This is a genomic window from Bacillota bacterium (genome assembly GCA_024655925.1).
Classification (GTDB): domain Bacteria; phylum Bacillota; class DTU025; order DTU025; family JANLFS01; genus JANLFS01.
Map to the genome: position 1 here is coordinate 2,217 of JANLFS010000145.1, position 3,012 is coordinate 5,228.

Consider the following 3,012-nt stretch of genomic DNA (forward strand, 5'->3'; position numbering starts at 1 on the left):
GGTGGAACAGTGTCCTGCAATTTTGTCAACTCGGCGATGTAGGCCGGGGGAATGAGGTCCGGACGGGTGCTTATGATTTGGCCGAACTTGATGAAAGTTGGTCCCAGTTCCTCGATGGCCAGGCGTATCCGTTCCGGCGTGGTCGGATGTGGCCTTTCGCTTGTTTCTCGGCGCAACCATCGGCGGGGCAAAGAGAGATAGGAGACCAGACCCAGTTGGTCAACGAGCTCGCCGAAGCCGTATTTGATCAACACTCGGGCTATCCCCCGGTAGCGTTTGAGGTGTCTAGCTCGCTGTCCTAATCTTTCCATCTCATTTCTCCGGCGAGTCGTTGCGCTGGCAGAACTGCCTGGGCAATGTCTTGAGCTTCGACCATTGCTTGCGTAGTGGCGCACGCGGCCGAGAGGTAAGCGCGAGGCGCTGCTGCAAAAAGCGATGCCAGGTATCGAGGTCACGGCGTGCAAGCAGCCGACGGATACGCTCGCGTGTGAGTTGCCCTGCGTCTATCTCTACCCAGCGGGTGAGTTGTTCCCGTCCCGAACGGCTGAAACGCTGTAGCGGATTGGCGAACCGCCCCAACTGTTGGCGCAGTTCATCCACATCTATCAGCGGGCGATTGGCAGAAGCGCTGGGCGGACCAAATGCGCCGAACTCATACTCGAAGGGGATGGCGCGTACCGGCTTGCCCGCCAGCGCATACATTTCGCACCAGGCGTACTTCAACCCAAGCCCCGCAAGCCCCTCTTTTTCCACACGCCGCATCGAGACCGGGATGCGGGTAGTGGTTAAAATACCGAACTTTCCATACCGCGTAGCGCGGCGGGCGTAATCATGGTCCTCACTTAACCTGAGCGTTTCATCAAAGCCACCGATCTTTTCGTGGATGGCGCGCTGCACCAGAATACAAAAGCCGGGCGCATGCGGTGAGATGGGCCGCATGGCCAGTAAGTAGAGGTTGGTTGCCTCGGCGGCGATTTGGTCAACCAGGTCGCCGTCCAACGCGGTGATAAGGGAGGTGGCGATGGCATAGCCTTCGCCCTCAAATTCCTCCACTGCACGCGCGATGAAATCGGATGGCGGAACAACGTCGGCATCGAGAAAAAGAAACAGGTTTCCTGTGGCCACACGCGCCCCCGCGTTACGCCCGGCAGCAGGCATCCCACCATGTACTACGCGAGCTCCGCGTTCTTGGGCCAGTTCCGCCGTGCCATCGCACGAGCCCGCGTCGGCCACGATGATCTCATCCGGGGGACGGGTCTGTGCGGCCAGGGCATCGAGTAAGATGGGCAAATAGGTTGCCTCGTTCAATGTGGGGATGATAACACTTAAACGCATGGGTTCACCTTTAATGCCTCCTGAATACGAGGTATGGCCTCCCATGCAGCCCTTTCTCCTATGGCTATGATCTCCTCCGCCCGTGGGAAGCCATTGAAAAGGGTGATCCTGTCATCCAGCGGCGGGTGGATTAAAACCTCGGGGTCAGCCTCGCGCAATTTCTGGGCCAGGATCTGTTCCTCCATGATACCCACCGTCCGCCGCAGGGTTTCGATGATCAGGGGAAGCTGGGTCAGGGCCAGGCCCTGCTGCTCCGCCTCCAGCAGTCGGGAGAGTCCATTCGGCCCGGCTGACACGTCCACGGCGATGACCACGTGGGCCCCCATACGACGCACGACATCGGCCGGCAGGTTGTTGAGTACACCCCCATCCACCAGGAGATAATCGCCGAGGCGGAAGGGAGCGAAAACGCCGGGCAGGGAGACGGTAGCCCGCACTGCATCAACGACGGAACCGCTGTTCAGTATCACCTCCTGGCCACTGATCAGATCCACGGCCACCAGGGCCAGAGGAATCTTCATATCCTCGAAAGTCTTCTCCCCCAGATGGGTGGTCAGATACTCCTGTACTTTCTGGCCCTCAACCAAACCGCGCCGGGGCAGGCTACGGTCCAGCAGAGTGATCAGATTGCGCAGCTGACCCATGCGCAGGGCCTCTTTCTCGATGTAATCCGCGCTCAGGCCCGAGGCGTAGGCGGCGGCAATCACCCCGCCCATGCTGGTCCCGGCCAGGAAATCAACGGGAATCCCCAGATCCGCGCTGTGAGCAAGTCGGGCATCAGTTCCGCATCCACTGCTTGTTCGTAAGGCCGCAAGTCAATCTCGTTCTGCTTTAACGCCGCCAGGATCACCGGCGCGGCCAACTGGGCGCTGCGGATAGCATAGTATATCCCTTCGCCGCTCCAGGGCGGCGGCTGTGGAAAGCCGCCCTGCTTTGAAAATAAGCGTCAGGGCAGGTTTCCATACCTGCCCACAGCGGCGGCTATAGAAAGCTGCCCTGCTACGAACAGAAACGCCAATGTCCAATACCCAACCTGATAGTGCGGGACGAGAACATCAGGCAGATTGCTACCGGGCCACGTAGCATCTCACCCTCGCCTGTGCCCGCTCCGCTCGGTAGTCGGGGCAGCAACGGCAGGCGTCAAGATCGGTTAAGATGCGATCCATGAGCCGGCATTCCAGCCTGGCCTGGATGAAATGCCCTCGCTTCCTGTCCACCCGCAGGAAAGTATAGACCTCCAGATGCTGGCACAGGGGTACGTCCTTCAGTTCAAATAGCGGACAGGTGCGACACAATGCGCGAGTCTCCCCCACCGCGTAGAAGTTGACACCAGCCGTGCAGCAATAACCCCCCGGTTCGGGCCCCATCTCCAGAAATTGACAGTCACTCATCGTCACACTCCTCACCTTCCTCACTTTCCCCATTCCGGCAGTTCATCGTCCGCCTCCATCGTTCCGAATGCGCCCAGGATATCCACGTCTTCCAGTGGAAACTCGCGGGCCACGCGGCGCAGGAGTGCGTTCATCAATCGTGCTCGATCCTCGCGCGTCAATCCTTCCAGCGCCCGTGGCAGATTCTTCTCAACGAGCTCGGTCAAGAAGGTCACCTTTTCCTCGCGACTCAGGCGGGCCATCCACTTGGTCAGGGCCTCGCCTGTCAATTCCATGATCTCTTGCT

General features: G+C 59.6%; 5 protein-coding genes. All 5 read right to left on the reverse strand.

What is annotated here, in order from left to right:
• On the reverse strand, positions 1-311 hold a 311-nt coding region (locus tag NUW23_14920), incomplete at its 3' end, for an AarF/ABC1/UbiB kinase family protein (GenBank protein MCR4427452.1).
• Between the two features lies 1 nt (position 312).
• On the reverse strand, positions 313-1,335 hold the full coding sequence (locus tag NUW23_14925; GenBank protein MCR4427453.1) for a glycosyltransferase: 1,023 nt from the start codon (positions 1,333-1,335) through the stop codon (positions 313-315).
• The gene (locus tag NUW23_14930) at positions 1,326-2,081 is read right to left on the reverse strand and encodes a patatin-like phospholipase family protein (protein ID MCR4427454.1); all 756 of its coding nucleotides are present in this window, start codon (positions 2,079-2,081) and stop codon (positions 1,326-1,328) included. Before NUW23_14930 ends, NUW23_14925 begins: the two co-directional genes overlap by 10 nt.
• Before the next feature lie 321 nt (positions 2,082-2,402).
• The gene (locus tag NUW23_14935) at positions 2,403-2,726 is read right to left on the reverse strand and encodes a hypothetical protein (protein MCR4427455.1); all 324 of its coding nucleotides are present in this window, start codon (positions 2,724-2,726) and stop codon (positions 2,403-2,405) included.
• Between the two features lie 20 nt (positions 2,727-2,746).
• A partial coding sequence (locus NUW23_14940; GenBank protein ID MCR4427456.1) for a hypothetical protein occupies positions 2,747-3,012 on the reverse strand: 266 nt, incomplete at its 5' end.

Coding starts and splice junctions, on each gene's coding strand:
- NUW23_14935 (MCR4427455.1), bottom strand. CDS start 2,726: ATGAGTGACTGTCAATTTCTGGAGATGGGGCCCGAACCGGGGGGTTAT.
- NUW23_14925 (MCR4427453.1), bottom strand. CDS start 1,335: ATGCGTTTAAGTGTTATCATCCCCACATTGAACGAGGCAACCTATTTG.